This window comes from Thermus caliditerrae, from assembly GCF_021462525.1.
GTDB classification, from domain to species: Bacteria; Deinococcota; Deinococci; order Deinococcales; family Thermaceae; genus Thermus; species Thermus caliditerrae.
Genome location: NZ_JAKEDT010000021.1, coordinates 1 through 15558, shown reverse-complemented (window position 1 = coordinate 15558; position 15558 = coordinate 1). Strand labels below are relative to the sequence as shown.

Sequence of the window (15558 nt, the reverse complement as noted above, 5' to 3'; positions counted from 1 at the left end):
ATCAGACCAGGGCCCTTAGGTAGTAGCGGGCGATCTCCCAGTACATGCGCAGGCGGTGGAGGAAGCCGGGGAGAAAGCCCCGCTTCTCCTCCTTCATCACCTGGCTCACCCCCGGGAGGGGCAGGTAGCGCACCCGCCACCCCTGGCGCTTGGCGTGGCGGGTGAGGAGGAGCTCCAGGTCGTAGCGGGCTCCCTCCAGGCCCGGCACTTGCCGCAAGTCCTGGGTGCGCAGGGCCCGCTGCCCCGAGAGGAAGGGGGTGAGGCGCATGGCCAGGTCGGTGGAAAGCCGCCCTCCCTGGAAGACCCCCACGGTCATTTCTGCTTTTCCCTCTATCACGGGGGCGAGAAGGGAAAGCAAGTGTTCGGGGCGCAGCCCCAGCAGGTCGGCGTCCAGGAGGAGGACAAAGGGGGTTTCCACCCGGGTTAGCCCCTGGGCGATGGCCCCGCCCTTGCCCCGGTTTTCCGGAAGGCGCACCACCTCCGCCCCGGCCCTTGCCGCCTCTGCCGCCGTGCTATCCCGGGAGCCGTCGTCCGCCACCACCACGGGAAACCCCGCCCCCTTGGCCACCTGGACCACCTGGCGGATGGTGGCCTCCTCGTTGTAGGCGGGGATGAGGACCGTGGCCTCCATCTAGCCTCCGAGGAGCCTCCGTAGGTCTTGGAAGGTGACCAGGATGACCAGGAGGATGAGGAAGAGAAAGCCCAGGTAGTGGACGGCGGCTTCCTGCTCGGGCCGGATGCGGAAGAGGCGGGCGAGGAAGAGGAGGAGGATGCGTCCCCCGTCCAGGGCGGGGAGGGGCAGGAGGTTGAAGAGGGCCAGGGAGAGGTTGATGGCCGCGGCCAGCTCCAAGAGCCGGAATAGCCCCTCCTGGGCGGCGCGCCCTGTTTCCGCCACGATGCCCACGGGACCCATGACGCCGCTGTCCGGATTTCCGGCCAGAACCCCCAAAAGCCCCCCCACCAGGGCCTTCACCATCTGGGGCCCGAAGGCCAGGGTGCGGCTTGCCGCCAGGCCCAGGCCCTCGAGGAAGCCCACCCGGCGGAAGACCACGTCCGGCTGGTAGACCACTCCGAGGCGCTCCATGCCCTCTTGCCAGGTGAGGGACAGGGTGAGCTCCTGCCCCTGGCGCAGCACGGTGAGGGTGTGCTCCCCCGGGCTTTTCGCCCGCTCAATCCCTTGGGCCTGGGCGAGGGGCGTCCCGTCCACGGCCACCAGGATGTCCCCCGCCTTGAGCCCCGTTTCTTCTGCCACGCTTCCCGGGAGAACTTCCAGGATAACGGCTTTCCCCGTGGCTTCCGGAACCCCTTGAGCGCTGAAGAGGTAGGCGAGAAGCCCCCAGGCCAGGAGAACGTTCATGACCACGCCCGCCACGAGGACCAGGAGCTTACCGAAAGAGGGTAGGGCATCGTACCCCCGGCCCCGCTCCTCGGGGAGGAGGCCTTCAATGTCGGCGTAGCCCCCCAAGGGGATGGCGGAGAGCCGCCACTCCGTGCCCCAGGCTTGGCGGCGGAAGAGCACGGGACCGAAGCCCACGCTGAAGGCCTTGACCCGCACCCCTTGGACCCGTGCCGCCAGGTAGTGGCCCAGCTCGTGGACGAAAACGCTCACCCCGATGATGACCAAAAACCAAAGAAGGCTCATGCCCACCTCTTGGCCTCTTCCCGGGCCCAAGCGTCCACGGCGAAGAGGTTCTCCCATGTTAGGGGAAGGGAAGGGGTGTGCTCTAGGGTCCGGGCCAGGATTTCCGGGATGCGGGGAAAGGGGATGCGCCCCGCCAAGAAGGCCTCCACCGCCACCTCGTCTGCGGCGGAAACCGCCACCTGGGCCACCCCGCCCCGCCTGCCCGCCTCGTAGGCTACGGCCAAAGCAGGGAAGCGCTCCAAGTCTGGCTCCAGAAACTCCAGCACCCCGGGGAGGGGGAGGTCTTTCAGGGGGGTTTCCCCCCGCTCGGGGTAGGTGAGGGCGTACTGGATGGGGAGGCGCATGTCCGTGGGGCCGAGCTGGGCCTTGAGGCTTCCATCCACGAAGCGCACCAGGCCATGCACGTAGGCCTGGGGGTGGACCAGGACCTTGACCCTTTCCAGGGGAAAGCGGAAAAGCTCCTTGGCCTCCAAGACCTCGAGGCCCTTGTTGAAGAGGGTGGCGGAGTCCACCGTCACCTTGGGGCCCATCCGCCAGCGGGGGTGGTTGAGGGCCATCTCTGGGGTTACCTGGGAAAGGTCCGCGGGTTCCTTGAGGAAAGGCCCCCCGCTGGCGGTGAGGATGAGCTCGGCCACATCCTCCCGCCTCTCCCCCAAGAGGGCTTGGAAGAGGGCGGAGTGCTCGGAATCCACGGGGAGGATCTCTGCTCCGAAGGTCTCCGCCTCCTGCCAGAGGAGGGGCCCTGCCGCCACCATGGCCTCCTTGTTGGCCAGGGCGATGCGCTTTCCCGTCCGGACCGCGGCCCGGGTGGGGGGGAGCCCCGCCAGGCCGGGGATGGCCGCCACCGCCACCTCTGCCTCCAGGGCGGCCACCTCCTCCGCCCGGCCCAGGGCTAGCCAGGGGAAGCGGGCCTTCAGCTCCCCATGCAGGCTTTTGTCTGCGGCCACCAAGAGGGGGCGCCACTCGGCGATCTGCTGGGCAAGCGTTTCCAGGTTCCGTCCCGCCGCCAGGCCCACCACCCGGTAGCCCCGCCAGCGGCAGACCTCGAGGGCCTGCCGTCCGATGGAGCCCGTGGAACCCAGGATCACCACGCGTTTCATGTGAAGAGCACCACCAGGAAGTAGGTGAGGGGGAAGGCGAAGAGGAGGCTGTCGATCCGGTCCAGAAGACCCCCGTGCCCGGGCAGGAAGCGTCCCGAGTCCTTCACCCCACAGTAGCGCTTCAGCATGGACTCCGCCAGATCCCCAAGCTGCGCCGCCAGGGAGAGGAGGAGGCTGAAGAGCCAAAGCTCCAATAGGCCGAAGGGGAAGACCTCCCGCACCACCCCGGTGTAGACCACCAGGGCCAGGAAGCTCACCACAATGCCCCCCACCGAGCCCTCCACCGTCTTCCCCGGGGAGATCTCCGGGGCGAGCTTGCGCCGGCCAAAGGCCCGCCCCACGAAGTAGGCCCCGATGTCGGTGGCGAAGCTGGCCACGATGGGCAGGGAGAGGGTCCAAAGGCCAAGCCCGGCGTCTGGGGTTTCCCGCAGGAGGAGGACGTACCCCAGGCTCCAGGGCAGGTACAAGAAGGCCAGGAGGGTGAAGGCGAAGCGGGTGAGGTCCGCCCCCTTGAGGAGCTCGTAGCTGAAGCTTCCCATCAGGAAAAGCCCCAGGGCCACCTCTCGCCAGGGCACCTGGGGGAAGTGCCAGTAGAGCTGGGGCAGGGAGAAGAGGAAGAGGAGGAGCCCCCCGCCCATGAGGAAGGGCAGGTTGAGCCCGATGCCCCGCCGGGCCAGCATGTCCTTGAGCTCCAAGCTCCCCAGCCACAGGACGAAGGCTAGGGTGGGGAGGACCAGGGGCAGGCCGGCCCAGAGGACCAAGAGCAGGAGGGCCGCTCCCACCACGGCGGAGACGACGCGGGCGGGGAGATCCCCAGGGGTGTCCCCCTTCACCCCGCACCTCCGGCGCCGGAAGGGGGCGGCAGAGTGGGCTCAGGAGAGAAGCTCACGCTGGACCAAACCCGCTTTCTGCTCCCCTAGCCGAGGATTTCCTGCTCCTTTTTCTCCGCCAGGCTATCCGCCTTGGCGATGAACTCGTCGGTGATCTTCTGGATCTCCGCCTCGGCCCGCTTGGTGTCGTCCTCGGAGAGGTGGAGGTCTTTGGAGAGTTTCTTGAGCTTTTCCAGGGCCTCCCGGCGCACGTTGCGGATGGCGATGCGCCCCTCTTCTGCGTAGTGCCGGGCGGCTTTGACCAGCTCCTTGCGCCTCTCCTCGGTCAGCGGGGGGATGTTGATGTAGAGGGCGTCCCCCTTGTTGCTGGGGTTCAGGCCCAGGTCTGAGTCGCGGATGGCCTTTTCAATGGCCTTCAGGGCGTTCTGGTCCCAGGACTGCACTACCAGGGTTCTGGCGTCGGGGGCGGTGACGGTGGCGATTTGGGAGAGGGGCACGTGGGTGCCGTAGTACTCCACCTTGAGGTGGAGGAGCAAGGCGGGGTTGGCCCGCCCGGTGCGCAGGCCCGAGAGGTTGTGCTCCAGGGCCTCGAGGCTCTTCTGCATGTGTGCCCGGGTTTCCGCGTAGAGGTCTTTCAAGGTCATACGCACCTCCTTCAAGCGTGGATCAGGGTGCCCACCTTTTCCCCCTGGATAATACCCACCAAGGCGCCCGGCTTGAAGATGTCAAAGACCACGATGGGAAGCCCCGCCTCCATGCACAGGGTGATGGCGGTGGTGTCCATGACCCCTAGGCCCCGGTTCAAGACCTCCAGGTAGGTGAGCTCGTCAAAGCGCACCGCATTGGGGTTCTTGCGGGGGTCGTCGGAGTAGACCCCGTCAACCTTGTTCTTGGCCATGAGGACCACCTCGGCCCCCACCTCTAAGGCCCTTAGGGCAGCGGCGGTGTCCGTGGAGAAGAAGGGGTTCCCGGTGCCTCCGCCGAAGATGACGATGCGCTCCTTCTCCAGGTGGCGCAGGGCGCGCCTGCGGATATAGGGCTCGGCCACCTGGGTGATGGTGAGGGCGGTCTGGACCCGGGTGGGAATGCCCAGGGCTTCCAGGGCATCCTGCAGGGCCAGGGCGTTCATGATGGTGGCCAGCATGCCGATGTAGTCGGCGGTGGCCCGGTCCATGCCCACCCCCTGCCGCGCCCCCCGCCAGAGGTTACCCGCGCCGATGACGATGGCCAGTTGCACCCCGGTATCGTAGGCGGCCTTGATCTCGCGGGCCAGGGCCTTGGTGGCCTCGGGCTCTATGCCGAAGCCGTTAGAGGTGAGGAACTCACCGGAGAGTTTGAGGAGCACCCGTTTGTACTTCATGGCTTTAGCAAAACCGGGGCCCCCTTGGGAAAGGGCCCCGGGTCCGGACATGGCTTACGCCCCCAGCTCAAAGCGGCAGAAGCGCCGCACCACGATGTTCTCCCCCGTCTTGGCGATGGCCTGCTGGAGGAGTTCCTTCACCTTCACCTTGTCGTCCTTGACGAAGGGTTGCTCCAAAAGGGCCACCTCTTCCAGGTACTTCTTCAGGCGGCCTTCGGCGATCTTCTCGGCGATCTGCTGGGGCTTGCCTTCGTTCAGGGCGGCCTGGATGTAGATCTGCCGCTCCCGTTCCAGCTCCTCCGCGGGGATCTCCTCGGCAGAGACGTAGCGGGGGTTCATCATGGCGATGTGCATGGCCAGGTCCTTGGCCAGGTTTTGGAAGACCTCGTTGCGGGCCACGAAGTCGGTCTCGCAGTTAAGCTCCACCAGCACCCCTACCCGCTGGTTGTGGTGGATGTAGTGGCCGATGATGCCTTCCCGGGCCTCCCGCTCCGCCTTCTTGGCCGCCTTCATGGCTCCCCGCTCCCTTAGGAGCTGGACGGCCTTCTCCTCGTTCCAGCCGGCGTCTTCCAGGGCCTTCTTCACGTCCATCATCCCGGCCCCGGTGGCCTCGCGCAGCTTCTTGATGAGTTCCATCTGGCTCATGCTTCCACCTCGCCCTCGTCCAAGTCCGCGGGGGTTTCCTGGGCCTGCCGCTCTGCCTCCTCCACCAGGGCGTAGGAGGGGGAGGGCTCCACCACACCGCCCCGGGCCTGGATGATGAGGTCGGCGGCCCGGGAGAGGATGAGCTGGATGGAGCGGATGGCGTCGTCGTTGCCAGGGATGATGTAATCCACCAGCTCGGGATCGGAGTCGGTGTCCGCCAGGGCCACCACCGGGATGAAGAGCTTCCTGGCCTCCCGCACGGCGATGGCCTCCTTGGTGGGGTCCACCACGAAGACGGCGTCGGGGAGGCGCTTCAGGCGGCGGAAGCCGGAGAGGTACTTCTGCAAGCGCTCAAGCTCGTGCTTGAGCCGCACCTGCTCCTTCTTGGGGCGCTCCTGGATGGCCTCGGAGGCGAAGAGGTTCTCCAGCTCCTCCAAGCGGTTCACCCGCTGGGCGATGGTCTTGAAGTTGGTGAGCATCCCGCCCAGCCAGCGCTGGTTCACGTAGGGCATCCCCGCCCGGTCGGCCTCCATGCGCACAATGTCCTGGGCCTGCTTCTTGGTGCCCACGAAGAGCACCGTGCCCCCGCGCATGGCCAGATCCTCGAGGAAGCGGAAGGTGCGCTCCAGCTCCACCATGGTCTTCTGCAGGTCGATGATGTGGATGCCGTTGCGCTCCGCATAGATGAAGCGGCCAAACTTGGGGTTCCAGCGCTTGCGCTCGTGGCCGAAGTGGACCCCTGCCTCCAGAAGCTCCTTGACGCTGATGTTCACAGGCATATTCCTCCCGTTCGGGGAAGGTTGGGCTTGGCGTTCCGCTGGCGCACCGGCCTTCTTCCCGCGGGACCTTCCCCTGCCCGCGGGCTGGCTCGGCACGCCTTCCCGATTATAGGGGGGGAAGGCCCTTTGCGTAAGCCCCCCGTTTTGGGCTATACTCCCCTAGGCTTGGGGCGGTAGCTCAGAGGGAGAGCACCCGCCTTGCAAGCGGGAGGTCAGGGGTTCGAATCCCCTCCGCTCCACCAAGTCCAGGACACAAAGCTTCCCCCCTCGGTAGCGAGGGGGGAAAGCTTTTGACCCCCAAACTTGACCCCCAAAGGAAAGTGAAGGTCCTCCCCGAAACTCCCCTGACCCCCAAAGGGCCGGGCTGACCCCCAAAGTCTGACCCCCACCCTGGGAAGGGTGGGGGCTCCTCCTGAGGGGGCTATGCCTTGGGTCGGGGGCGGGAGAGGTCTTCAGGGTCCAGTACCCATGACCGGCGTTCGTGCCCGAGAAGATGGCGGTACACATTCAGCGTGATGCTGGGGTTTGCGTGCCCCATGCGCTCAGACACCAGTTCGAGGGGGGCCCCGTTCGCGAGGAGGAGGGAGCCGTAGCTATGGCGCAAGTCGTGTACCCGTAGGTGGGGAATGCCCAGCCGGGCGGTGATTTTGCGAAGGGCGTGATTGAGGGTATGGGGGTTCAGGGGCCGGGAGGGGTCCTTGCCCGTGAAGATAAAGGACTCCCGGAGTTCTTGGGGGCGTACCCCTTCCGCCAAATGTTGGGCGTACCGGGCCCGCAAACGCTCCAGGGTAGCCTGGGGGATGGGGAGGGTCCTCCGGGCGGCGGGGGTCTTGGGTTCCGTAAGAATGCCCTTGCCCTCAAGACGCGTCCATGCCCGGCGGATAGTGAGTTCCCCACGCTCCAAGTCGATGTCCCCCCACTTGAGCCCGAGGACTTCCCCTTCCCGCAAGCCCAGCGCCAAGCACAGCCGGAGGGCCATGCCCACTTCCCAGGTGGGCCACCCGTCAAACGCTCGGAGGAGGATTTCCACCTCCTCGGGTTCTAGGGCCCGGCCTACCTTGGACCGGGTAGGTGCTTCTACCCGGATGGCGGCGGTGGGGTCCCGGTGCACGAGCTCCAGGGCCAGGGCATCCTGGAAGATGGCCCGAAGGTGGGCAAGGGACTTCCTTAGCCCCCGGGGCCCTATCCCCCGGGCGGCGAGGGCGTCGAGGGTTTGGCGGATGTCCACGGGCCGGATGGACTGGAGTTTTTTGGGGCCCAGGTACGGGAGAAGATACCCCACTTCCCGGCGGTAGTTGTTTAGGGTCTTGGGGGCCAGGGTCTTTTCCTTGCGGGCTAGCCACGACTCAGCAAACGCCCCGAAGGTGCGGGGGTCTTTTTTGGGCACCAGCCCCCGCTCGTGCTGAATCTGGAGTTCACGCCCCTTGCGGATGGCTTGTTCGGCGGTTCTGCCATAAACCGAAACCCGGCGATAGCCCCCGTCTTCCTCGCGAAGGTAAACCCGATATTCCCAGCGCCCATCCTCCCGATAGCGGGGCTTACTCCCCTTCTTGGGCATGGTGCACCTCCTGCAGGGCCAATAGCCCCAGCCGCACCACTTCCCCCCGTACCCGCGGGGGGAGGGACTCGAGGGCCGCCAGGTCTTCCTCCCGAGCCCGGATGTAGACCCTCCGTCCCTCTTCTCCAGGGCGGAAGGGCTCGAGCCCCCAGCGGGCGGCCAGTTCCTCCCGCCTGGGGCGTACCCGCGCAAGGTTTTCTCCTCTTGGCATAACCCTACTTTACCAGAACTGAACACGGAGGGCAATCATGGTTTATTCGCGAAAGACTGGTTTCGCGCACGACAGACCCCCCGGGGGAAGCGGGACATAGCGTGACGAAATCCGCCCCGCGCTGGGGGGTGGATAACGCACCATAGCGTGCCAAATCCGAGTTTTTGCCCCGGCGCTTTCTACCTATGGTGCATCACCCTCAGGCGGGGCGTCCGGGGTTTCGTAGATGACCCGGATGCGGGGGCGTGGGCTTTCCCCGGCGCGGTAGCGGTGGGCCGCCAAGGCCAGGGCTACCACTCCCTGGAGGGCCAGGACCACGGCCTGCTCCTCAGGGGCCTGGGCGGGTACGGCGGCCAGATACGCACGCAAGCGGCCAAGCTCCTCCCTGCTCATGGGGGGAAGCGGGATGCGGGAGGGGGAAGTGAGGGCGGTTTCCCCAGGCCAGTAGGTCATGGCCCAGAAGCTCAGGGCCAGGTACTCCCGGCCAAGCTCCAGGCGGCGGGCTACCGCGTACTCATCCGCCCTCAGGGCCTTGGGGTGCTTCTCCCTCAAAGCCTGAAGGGCGTGGGCGGCGTCATCACCGCCCTCCTCAGCCGCGAGGGCGAACAGGCGGGCCCATTCCTCGCGGAAGCGGGCCTCGATGCTTTGGCGTAGTTTCTCCAGCTTGCGCTTCATGCGGTCCTCCTTTGCGGCTTAGCGAGGCCTTCCACGGCGGCCTCAAGTTCGGCCACCCTCTGCTCAAGCTCCCTGGCCTCATGGACCCGCGCCAAGGCGGTAGCGGCCTGGGCTACGGCGTGCACCGCCCTAAGCCGGGTTTGAGGGTCAGGGTCATCAAGGAGCCCTACGGCGGTCTTCAGCGCCCTACGCAGGGCGCTTGCCGCGCGGCCTAGGTCATTCACCTTCTTCGCGGGGAAGGGCATTCTTCACCTCCCTGTGGTCATGACCCCCCCGGGGGGTTGCCCCGGGGGAGGTTTCCTGGAAAAGCACAGGCATTACAAGGCTCATATGACCAGCTTCACCTTACGGATGGGCCCCACTACCTGGGCGAGCTCCTCCCAGGTTCCCCGGTAGGTCTGGCCGCGCCATTCCAGGGCGGCTTGCTGGGGTGCCCGGCCTCTAGCGGCGGCCCATAGGTATTCCCGCATGCGCCATTCGGGCCAGGCGAAGAGCTCCAGGGCTTCTCCTTCCGTTCGCAAGAACGCCTCCAAGGGGGCCTTGAGGTCCAGGATGAGGCGGCCATCCGTGGCGGCCAAGTGGACCCTCCTGGGCTCAGGCAGGTTCCGGCCCCTCCAGCGCAAATGAGGGAGGAGGCTTTCCTGAGGGGCCAGTACGCGCTCAGGCTCAGGCCGGGGCTCGTAGTAGAAGGTGGCCCAGGTCAGGGGCGGGATGCCCTCCTTGGCGGCCAGGATGGCGGCCAGAAGGTGGAGGTTGGCGAGGAGGTCGTCCCCTTGGAGGGGGTCCCCCTCCTCAAGGAGGGCGAGGAGGGGGCGCTTGAGGGAGGCCAGGGCCCTGGCCTCCTCGGGGGAGGGGGCGGGGCGTACCAGGAGCTTTTCCCCTTCCCGGGCCAGGGTGCGGCCCCGCAAGAGGGCAAGGGTGCTCAGGGTCATGCCCCCACCTCCTCGTCCGGGACCTCCCCCCACCCCTCAGCCCCGTGCAGAGTCCTAGGGGGGTATAGCTCAGGATTTCCGGGAACACCGGGAACAGAAGGGGTTTGTGCCGTCCTGGAGGGCGTTTGTGCTGTTCCCGGTAAGTTTGCTGTTCCCGGTTCTCCGGGAACAGCGTCCCCGTGCTGGAGGTCTGTTCCCGGTCTTCCGGGAACACCAAAGTTTCCGGGAACAAGATTTCTCCCTTCGTTATCGGCAAAATGACCCCTGTTCCCGGTGTTCCCGGTTTCTGCGAGATAGGACCCCCTAAGGTGCGCAACCCGGGTGAGCCGCCCCCCTACCCGCACCCGGACCAGGTAGCGGGTTTCCCCTCCCTCCTGGGCGGTGTGGAGTACCCCCCGCTCCCCTAGCCGCTTCCATAGGGTGCGGGGCGAGGGGAGCCCTTCCCCGTTTTCCGTGGCCAGCCGCGAGAGGACGGCGTAGGTGGCTTCCGGGTTCAGGTAAAGCCCACGCACCTCCGGGTTCTCGGGCACCCAGCCGATGGCGGGCCCACGGGGTACCCAGCGCCCCGATGCGGCTTCGGGGTGGCCGCTCAGGTTGGCTTGCCACTCCCAGCCCCAAAGGTGCGGGTCTTTCGGGGGCTCCCCTTCCTCTTGCCCCTGGAGGTCTTCCAGGTGGGCCCGCCCGGCGGCGAGGGCTGAGAGGAGGAGGGAGGGGAAGCGCTCCACGGGGTCAGCGTCCTTCTGGTACTCCTCCTGACGGGCGGCGGCCCCCTTGAGGGCGGCCAGCACGGCTTCCCGCCCCACCTCGAGGTCCAGGGTGGCCCAGTACCCCTCCAGGAGCTCCAGGGTGGCATGGAGCCGGGCGGCGGCGTCCGTGGTCCTCCCGTGGGGGAAGGGGTAGTGGGGGCGAAGCTCCTCCACCTGGCTCCTCAGCCGCTTGCGGTAGCCCTCCAGACCTTCGGCCAGGTAGCGCACCCAGGCGGCCAGGGCCCGGGCCAGCACGCCCTCCCGGGCCAGGGCTTGGGCTTCCGAGAGGGCTCCCAGGTCCACCGCCCCCCGGGGGAGCTCCAGCACGAAGGACCGGGCCCGGATGGAGTGCCCGGGGGGTAGGTCCTCCCCGGTGATGAGAAGACTCCCCCGCGGGGGGCGGTCCGGGGCCAGGGTACCATCGGCCCGCATGCGGGCCCGGCCCGTTTGGTTCCCCTGGTTGCGGATGAGCCGGGCCGCTTTGGCGGCCAGCTCCCGGCGTTTGTGCTCATCCCCGGAGGGGGCATAGTCGTCGACCAGAAGGACGCTATCCTTGGCGGCAAAGGCCGCCCCTTCCAGGGCGTTGGCGGTGGCTTCCCAACCCAGGGGCGGGGCGTCCAGCCCGGGGGCGAAGAGGTTTTGGGCCACCAGGGCAAGGGAGGTCTTTCGGGCCCCCGTGGGCCCCGCCAGGTAGAGGGCGAAGGGGGCGTGGCCCAGGGGAGCCCCCAGGGCGTAGAGGAGCAGGGGCCAGACCACTTCAGGGGGTGCCAGCCGGGGCCACACCTCCAGGAGGGCTTTCCACACCCGCACCTCCTCCATCCCCTCGGGGGGCTCGGGGAGGGCGAAGAGCTCCAGGATGCGCCCGGGCTCCACCTCCAGCCCCCCCACCGCCCCCTCGGGCCCGATGCCGCCCCCGGCGTGCAGGTAGACGGGCACCCCGTCCATCGTGGTCCATCCCAGATGGCGGTAGATCACGCCCCGCTTGAGCCCCCCCTGCGAGATGGATTGAATGGCGGCCCGGAGGATGTCTTTCACCCCCTGGCCCGGGGGGAGGATGACCCGGGCCCCCCATTCGCGGATGGGCCAGCCCATCGTGGCAAACTCCGTAGCCCGCACCCGGGCCAGAGGAAGCCGGGCCCCGTCTTCCAGGTAGCCCACTACTTCAAAGAGGGTTTCCCGTTCCACCCCATCATCGAGGACCACTTCACGCGCGATGCGGGCGGCGAAGTTCCCCAGGGGGTAGTAGGTGAAGGTGCGGTTTTCCCCGCGGCCCTCCACCCTCAGGGCTTCCAGCCGCCCCCCGTGCACCCGGTAGCGGGGGCGCCCTTCCACCCGCTCAGGGGACTCCAGCTCCTCCAGGGGGTGGGGTTTCCCCTCCAGGTGGGCCAGGGTTTCGGGGTCAACCTCTTGGGGCTCCAGGAGCCCGGCCAGGGGGTTCTCCCGCTCAGACATGGACCCCCACCCCCTTCCCGCTCAAGAGCATGTCTAGCCAGTCCCGCCCCCCTGGGGACTCGGCCAGGGACACCCGCACCCGACCCTTCCCAAGAAGCCGTTTTGCCAGGGTGCGGGCGGCCCGAAGACCGGGCGTGTCCCCGTCGGCGGCAATCAGGACACGCTTCACCTCCTTCGGGAGTTCCACCCGCTCCATACCAACAGCGCTCACGCAAGCCCAGGTGGGGAGCCCCGTGGCTTCACGCACGGCCAGGGCGGTTTCTATCCCCTCGGCCAGGGCAAGCTCCTTTCTTTCCCCGAGGGGGTAGAGCCGGACGGCGGCCCCCCGGGTGGCCCCCTCGAAGACGGGCCGGGTGAGCTTCTTGGGCGAGGGCACCGGGGCTTTGCCCCTCCCGTCCGGGGCCAGGTAGGTGCGGTGCAGGGCTACCAGGCCAAAGCGGGGGTGCTCCACCCGGGCCAGGAGGGCGGGGAAGGGGCCCAGCACCTCCTCCCCGTCCCGGTACTTCAGGGCAGGGTGTAGCCGGAGGTTTTGCAACTCGGGGAGGACCTTCCCGAGGTCTAAGCCCCGGGCTTCCAGGTAGCGGCGGCCCACTTCCCCCCTTGGGGAGTCAAGGGGCACCGCTTCCGCCCAAAGCCGCTCCAGGGCCCTCCTCCTTCCCTCGTCCGGGGTAGGGGGAGGGGCTTCCCAGCGCACGGGGCGCACCCGGGAGGGGTCAAACTCCCCGTCGGGGAAGAGGTCCTTCCATTCCAGCCCCAGGGCGTCCAGGACGGCTTCCGGCGGGCACCCGCTGAAGCAATGCAGGAGGACGCGGCCATCCTGGCCCAGGGCGATGGAAAGGGAGGGGGTCCGGTCCTTGTGGGCCGGGCAATGCCCCGTCCAGCGCCCCCGCCCCGCGGGCCGGGCCCGGGTGGCCTCGAGGATGGCGTTGAGGGCAGGGGGCTCACGCATGGCGGCCCTCCTCACCCCTCATCACGGGGATAGCGAATAGCGGCCCCAGGAGCTCCAAGAGGGCCCCCGCGAGGGCTAGAATCAGGTGTAGCCAGCGCATGGTGCTCCCCTACTCTCGCCCCCCGGGGTGGGGGTCGGTGTCCTCCAGCTTCACTCCCACCAGCCGCTCCACCTCCACGCGGGGGATGAGGAGCCGGGAACCGACCTTGACGCTCCGGATTTCCTTCCGCCAAGCCAGCCGATAAATCGTGTTCGGATGGACGCCGAGGAGGTTTGCGGCTTCCTTTACGCTCAAGCCGAGTTTCTTACCCAACTCTGGCATTTTTTTGCCCCTAACGCGTCCGACCATGCCGGGGCGGGCCGTGGCCGGGTCTGAAACCTTGGGCCGAAGACCCTCCGGTTTCAGATGGCGTTAGGGGCGGTAGGCATTACATTCTTTGTTAGAAAAGGTTCTGGCGGTTTGGGAGGAGGGCGCTCTTCCTCCGTTTCGGGCAAAATCCCCAGCGTAGGGGTTGGGGTTGGGAGGGAGTCTACCCGCACCAAACGCAACAAGCCGAGGAGCCGGTATAGGACCACGGCAAGGTGATAGAGGATTGTGTGGGGGGTGTATTTGACTCTTGCGGTGGCCCAGAGCCCTTCTAGGGCCCTAATGATGTGGGAGGGGGATGAAGGAGGAATGGGAATATCGCATGCGGGCACAAGGAGCCCGCTCAAGTTCACCAAACGCTGGAAGTCCCGGTCTGTACCTATGTAAACCCCCCTACGCACGGCTTGGGCGAGAGGGGAGGGGAATAAGCCCATCCCTGAGCTCCCTGGAAAGAGCTCGCGGGAGGGGATGGGCATCCACCGCATCACCTTTATCTTAGCATACCCTCCTATAACCTTCAACCCTGGAGTGTATTCCTTTCCTGGAATATTCTGACCCCCATAGCTGACCCCCATTGACCCCCAAAACTGACCCCTAATAGGAAGTTATCCAGGGTTATGGCACCCCCGAGAAAGTCCCTTAGGAAAGGGGTTTTCGGTTCATGCGGGGTCATGCAGGGTGCCCTACTTGCTCTTCCTTGCAAGCGGGAGGTCAGGGGTTCGAATCCCCTCCGCTCCACCAGCTCCAGGCTGCAAAGCTTCCCCCCTCGCTACCGAGGGGGGAAAGCTTTTGACCCCCATGCCCCCTGTTCGCAGGAAGGAGGGGCTTAAACTGGAAGCATGCCGGTTTCCCTCCTGGTGCTGGGGGCGGGCAACCGCGGTTTGGCCTACGCTCGCCACGCCCACGCCCTGGGCGCCCGCATCCTGGGGGTGGCGGACCCCCGCCCCGAGCGGCTTGAGGCCTTCCGGCAGGCCTTCCACGTGGAGCACGCCTTCCGGGACTGGCGGGAGGCGCTGGAGAAGCCCCAGCTGGCCCAGGCCGCGGTGGTGGCCCTGCCCGACCGCCTGCACAAGGAGGCGGCGGTGGCCCTGATGGAAAAGGGCTACCACCTCCTCCTGGAAAAGCCCATCGCCCCCACCTGGCAGGAGGTGTGGGAGGTGGCAGAGGCCAAGGCCCGCACCGGGAGGATGGTGGCCGTGGCCCACGTGCTGCGCTACACCCCCTACGCCCAGGCCCTGAAGCGCCTGCTGCGGGAGGGGGCCATCGGGGAGCCCGTTTCCGTGCAGCACCTGGAGCCCGTGGGCCACTGGCACTACGCCCACAGCTTCGTGCGGGGGAACTGGCGGAAGGAGGCGGAGTCCAGTCCCTTCCTCTTGGCCAAGAGCGTCCACGACCTGGACTGGCTGCTTTTCGTCCTGCCCGGGTCGGTGCGGCGGGTGGCCTCCTTCGGGGGGCTCTACCACTTCCGCCCCGAGGGGAAGCCCAAGGGGGCGGCCGACCGCTGCTTCCTCTGCCCGGAGGTGGTGGAGCGGGCCTGCCCCTTTTCCGCCCGGCGCATCTACCTGGAGGCCTACCAAAGGGGGGAACGGGGCTGGCCCCTGGACGTGGTGGCCTACCCGGTGACCTGGGAGAACCTAAATAGGGCTTTGGCGGAGGGTCCCTACGGGGAGTGCGTGTACCTGGGGCAAAACGACGTGGCGGACCACCAGGTGGTGGCGCTGGAGTACGAGGACGGGAAGACGGCGAGCCTGCACGTGGAGGGTCTAAGCCAGATGCGGTTTCGGGAGACGCGCATTTTTGGCACGGAGGGAGAACTTTTTGGGGACGGGCGGTACCTGCGGGTCTACCACTTTGTGCGAGGGGAGCGGGTGATGGACCTGGAGACGGAGCGGGAGGGTTCCATCCGCACGGGGCATGGGGGCGGGGACCTGGGGCTGACCCGGGCTTTTTTGGAGGCGGTGGCCAGGGGGGACGAGGGCCTTCTGGAGCCCTTTGCCGAGGCGGTGCTGGCCCACCGCCTCACCTTCTTGGCGGAGGAGGCCAGGCGGGAGGGGAGGGTGGTGGAGGTAGAAAGCCCCCGGCCGTGAGGCCGGGGTGGTTGGCGGAGAGGGCGGGATTCGAACCCGCGAGGCAGGTTTAAGCCCGCCTACACGATTTCCAGTCGTGTCCCTTCAGCCACTCGGGCACCTCTCCAAGTGCCAAGCCTGAGTTTAACAAGGCGCCTTTTTATCGTCAAGTAAGCTAAACAGGACTTTACCCACATCTCCGTTTCGTGGTAAATCTCCCCTTGCGGGCGCAGCCCGTATCTGGTA

The 15558-nt window shown here is 67.1% G+C and carries 17 protein-coding genes and 2 tRNA genes; 2 read left to right on the top strand and 17 right to left on the bottom strand.

Translation table 11 applies throughout. The annotated features are described in order from the left end of the window. Position 1 precedes the first annotated feature (1 nt). The 8 genes from L1088_RS10330 to rpsB all read right to left on the bottom strand — a co-directional run bounded on the left by L1088_RS10330 (position 2) and on the right by rpsB (position 6356). Positions 2 to 631, bottom strand: coding sequence for a glycosyltransferase family 2 protein (locus tag L1088_RS10330; RefSeq protein WP_234554951.1), 630 nt, complete (start codon positions 629 to 631; stop codon positions 2 to 4). Beyond that, positions 632 to 1642, bottom strand: a complete 1011-nt coding sequence (locus tag L1088_RS10325; RefSeq protein WP_234554949.1) for a M50 family metallopeptidase — start codon at positions 1640 to 1642, stop codon at positions 632 to 634. Continuing rightward, positions 1639 to 2742, bottom strand: a complete 1104-nt coding sequence (dxr, locus tag L1088_RS10320) for a 1-deoxy-D-xylulose-5-phosphate reductoisomerase (RefSeq protein WP_234554947.1) — start codon at positions 2740 to 2742, stop codon at positions 1639 to 1641. The genes L1088_RS10325 and dxr overlap by 4 nt, the downstream gene beginning before the upstream one ends. Continuing rightward, on the bottom strand, positions 2739 to 3575 hold the full coding sequence (locus L1088_RS10315; RefSeq protein WP_038046003.1) for a phosphatidate cytidylyltransferase: 837 nt from the start codon (positions 3573 to 3575) through the stop codon (positions 2739 to 2741). Before L1088_RS10315 ends, dxr begins: the two co-directional genes overlap by 4 nt. A gap of 83 nt (positions 3576 to 3658) precedes the next feature. Next, positions 3659 to 4216 (bottom strand): ribosome recycling factor, encoded by a 558-nt coding sequence (gene frr / locus L1088_RS10310; protein ID WP_038046004.1) that lies wholly within the window; start codon positions 4214 to 4216, stop codon positions 3659 to 3661. Between the two features lie 11 nt (positions 4217 to 4227). Beyond that, on the bottom strand, positions 4228 to 4932 hold the full coding sequence (gene pyrH / locus L1088_RS10305) for a UMP kinase (RefSeq protein WP_038046005.1): 705 nt from the start codon (positions 4930 to 4932) through the stop codon (positions 4228 to 4230). A gap of 54 nt (positions 4933 to 4986) precedes the next feature. After that, positions 4987 to 5577, bottom strand: a complete 591-nt coding sequence (tsf, locus tag L1088_RS10300) for a translation elongation factor Ts (protein ID WP_135256460.1) — start codon at positions 5575 to 5577, stop codon at positions 4987 to 4989. Further along, positions 5574 to 6356: a 30S ribosomal protein S2 gene (rpsB, locus tag L1088_RS10295; protein ID WP_038046008.1), complete on the bottom strand. Its 783-nt coding sequence runs from the start codon at positions 6354 to 6356 to the stop codon at positions 5574 to 5576. Before rpsB ends, tsf begins: the two co-directional genes overlap by 4 nt. A gap of 167 nt (positions 6357 to 6523) precedes the next feature. Here rpsB and L1088_RS10290 point away from each other — a divergent pair. Beyond that, positions 6524 to 6598, top strand: a tRNA-Ala gene (locus L1088_RS10290). A 179-nt stretch (positions 6599 to 6777) separates the two neighbouring features. Here the strand turns inward: L1088_RS10290 and L1088_RS10285 are convergent. From L1088_RS10285 to L1088_RS10250, 8 genes are all read right to left on the bottom strand, one after another. Then, entirely contained in the window at positions 6778 to 7914 is a 1137-nt protein-coding gene (locus L1088_RS10285) for a tyrosine-type recombinase/integrase (RefSeq protein ID WP_234554945.1), read from the bottom strand. After that, the gene (locus L1088_RS10280; RefSeq protein WP_234554943.1) at positions 7895 to 8125 is read right to left on the bottom strand and encodes a hypothetical protein; all 231 of its coding nucleotides are present in this window, start codon (positions 8123 to 8125) and stop codon (positions 7895 to 7897) included. The genes L1088_RS10285 and L1088_RS10280 overlap by 20 nt, the downstream gene beginning before the upstream one ends. A gap of 183 nt (positions 8126 to 8308) precedes the next feature. Next, entirely contained in the window at positions 8309 to 8800 is a 492-nt protein-coding gene (locus L1088_RS10275) for a hypothetical protein (protein ID WP_234554941.1), read from the bottom strand. Next, on the bottom strand, positions 8797 to 9045 hold the full coding sequence (locus L1088_RS10270; RefSeq protein WP_234554939.1) for a hypothetical protein: 249 nt from the start codon (positions 9043 to 9045) through the stop codon (positions 8797 to 8799). The genes L1088_RS10275 and L1088_RS10270 overlap by 4 nt, the downstream gene beginning before the upstream one ends. 81 nt (positions 9046 to 9126) lie before the next feature. Continuing rightward, positions 9127 to 9732 (bottom strand): hypothetical protein, encoded by a 606-nt coding sequence (locus L1088_RS10265; RefSeq protein WP_234554981.1) that lies wholly within the window; start codon positions 9730 to 9732, stop codon positions 9127 to 9129. Beyond that, positions 9729 to 11930 carry a hypothetical protein gene (locus tag L1088_RS10260; RefSeq protein ID WP_234554980.1) on the bottom strand — a complete coding sequence of 734 codons (2202 nt, stop codon included), beginning with the start codon at positions 11928 to 11930 and terminating at the stop codon, positions 9729 to 9731. Before L1088_RS10260 ends, L1088_RS10265 begins: the two co-directional genes overlap by 4 nt. Beyond that, on the bottom strand, positions 11923 to 12879 hold the full coding sequence (locus tag L1088_RS10255; protein WP_234554937.1) for a DUF7146 domain-containing protein: 957 nt from the start codon (positions 12877 to 12879) through the stop codon (positions 11923 to 11925). The genes L1088_RS10260 and L1088_RS10255 overlap by 8 nt, the downstream gene beginning before the upstream one ends. 109 nt (positions 12880 to 12988) lie before the next feature. Continuing rightward, positions 12989 to 13192, bottom strand: coding sequence for a helix-turn-helix domain-containing protein (locus L1088_RS10250; protein WP_234554934.1), 204 nt, complete (start codon positions 13190 to 13192; stop codon positions 12989 to 12991). 893 nt (positions 13193 to 14085) lie between these two features. Between L1088_RS10250 and L1088_RS10245 the strand changes: the two genes are divergently transcribed. Next, positions 14086 to 15333 carry a Gfo/Idh/MocA family protein gene (locus L1088_RS10245; RefSeq protein WP_234554932.1) on the top strand — a complete coding sequence of 416 codons (1248 nt, stop codon included), beginning with the start codon at positions 14086 to 14088 and terminating at the stop codon, positions 15331 to 15333. A 12-nt stretch (positions 15334 to 15345) separates the two neighbouring features. On the opposite strand, the gene L1088_RS10240 is transcribed toward L1088_RS10245, so the two are convergent. Continuing rightward, positions 15346 to 15439, bottom strand: a tRNA-Ser gene (locus L1088_RS10240). Positions 15440 to 15558 lie beyond the last annotated feature (119 nt).